2 protein-coding genes and 1 pseudogene are annotated in these 1,403 nt (G+C 60.9%); all 3 read right to left on the reverse strand.

Annotated elements, in window-relative coordinates; genetic code table 11:
- Window positions 1–382: pseudogene (locus WCE05_RS25770) on the reverse strand (hypothetical protein); the annotation flags it as partial.
- The gene (locus tag WCE05_RS25775) at window positions 375–704 is read right to left on the reverse strand and encodes a hypothetical protein (RefSeq protein ID WP_225790470.1); all 330 of its coding nucleotides are present in this window, start codon (window positions 702–704) and stop codon (window positions 375–377) included. The gene WCE05_RS25775 and the pseudogene WCE05_RS25770, both read right to left, overlap by 8 nt.
- Before the next feature lie 354 nt (window positions 705–1,058).
- Window positions 1,059–1,328, reverse strand: a complete 270-nt coding sequence (locus WCE05_RS25780) for a DUF3077 domain-containing protein (protein ID WP_225790469.1) — start codon at window positions 1,326–1,328, stop codon at window positions 1,059–1,061.
- Window positions 1,329–1,403 lie beyond the last annotated feature (75 nt).

Raw genomic sequence — 1,403 nt, forward strand, 5'->3', positions numbered from 1 at the left:
CTGGCGGCGCCAGGTCGTCCAGTTGCAACTGGTCATCGACGCACACCAGTTCAAGCTTTTCGGTGGCGGCGAAGGCATGGAACTCGGCGAGCCAGGCATCGCCTAGCGTGCTGCCGGCGTGTTCCAGTACCCGTTGCAGGAAGGTGTCGCGCTGATTGCGCGTCTTGTCGCGGATCCACGGGTTACGGTGGAACCACTCAGGGCCGACGCCGTCGCGGGAGGGGATGCCCAGCAGGTGGTCGCAGCCGTCGTTGCCGTCGAGGGAGAACAGCGCGCCGGGCAGGGAGCAGGGCACGCAGAGGGTAGGGGGCACGGGCAGTGCACCGTTGCGCACGCCCTGGCGCAGCCTTTCCAGGCCGGGGGGTAAAAGGGGTTCAGACATGCGAAGGTGTGTCCTTGAGTGCGCGTTGGTGAGCGGCCAGTTGCTGGCCCTGCGACGTGACCCAAGTGGCGAACAACGGCTTGAGGTAGAAGTGGCGCCCGAAAGTGATCGCCAGCAGGATGTGCCGCAGCATTGGGTTGGGGCGCCAGAGCATGAACAGAACGGGCTGTTCGAGCAGTTGGCCGAAGACGAAGCCGTCTTCTTCGCTAATCCGCTCAAGGCTGAGTTGGAACGGGGCGCTCAGGCCCTCGTCGAGGGGGAAGGGCAGCAGTTCGAAAATGAGTGGCTGGCAGCTGTAATGCAGGTCGGGTTGGCTGGGCATGCGAAGTCCTTGTCCGCCGTTTCGAGGTACCGAGCGTGCTCCGCAGAGGTTCCCTATTGCGGAGGCGTGCCGGTCGAAATGTCCAAGCCAATCTCAGGGTTGGCATGGCTGAAGGCTCGAATACTAGGCGGCGAAGTCCCAATGGACGTGCCATTAACTTCCCAAGAGTGCGTAGGAAACTTCTCTGCTTTTAATGTCTGGATTTTTCAAAGGCGGGGCGGTGTGCACGCATGAACGTGCACACTTGCTCATTGCGGTGATGTTGTCTGCTATGCGGGTAAGCCAGCGCGACCTAATGCGCAGTACCTGTGGGCCAGCTTGCCATCGATGGCGCCAGCCCAGGCACCCTCGAATTCAGCGCATCATTCCCAGCTCCGCATCGTCCATCAGCGCCTTGGCCAGCGCTGCCAAGTAGTACGACGCCCAAATCAGCTGGGGCTTGTCTTCCATTACCCCCGTGATGGTCATATCGCGCACGTACCCCATCAACTCCGAAGCCTGTTCGCGGGCGTATCGGCAAGGGATACCGGGTTCGATGCAAAACAGCGGGTCTGTCAGGCCTTTGCCCTGATAGAACTTTGTCTTGCCGACAGTCGTTTTGGCCCTGGTGTCATCTGTGGTCATTGCTCAATCTCCCTGAAATGGCCGGTGCTCATCCTCCGTCGCTGGGATGATCATGTTTTCGAGAGAGTGGGGGCG

Origin of the sequence: Pseudomonas sp. I2 (genome assembly GCF_040984075.1) — a bacterium.
Classification (GTDB): domain Bacteria; phylum Pseudomonadota; class Gammaproteobacteria; order Pseudomonadales; family Pseudomonadaceae; genus Aquipseudomonas; species Aquipseudomonas guariconensis_B.

Bases quoted from the DNA above. Each gene is read 5' to 3' on its own strand.
- WCE05_RS25775 (WP_225790470.1), bottom strand. From the start codon at position 704: ATGCCCAGCCAACCCGACCTGCATTACAGCTGCCAGCCACTCATTTTC.
- WCE05_RS25780 (WP_225790469.1), bottom strand. From the start codon at position 1,328: ATGACCACAGATGACACCAGGGCCAAAACGACTGTCGGCAAGACAAAG.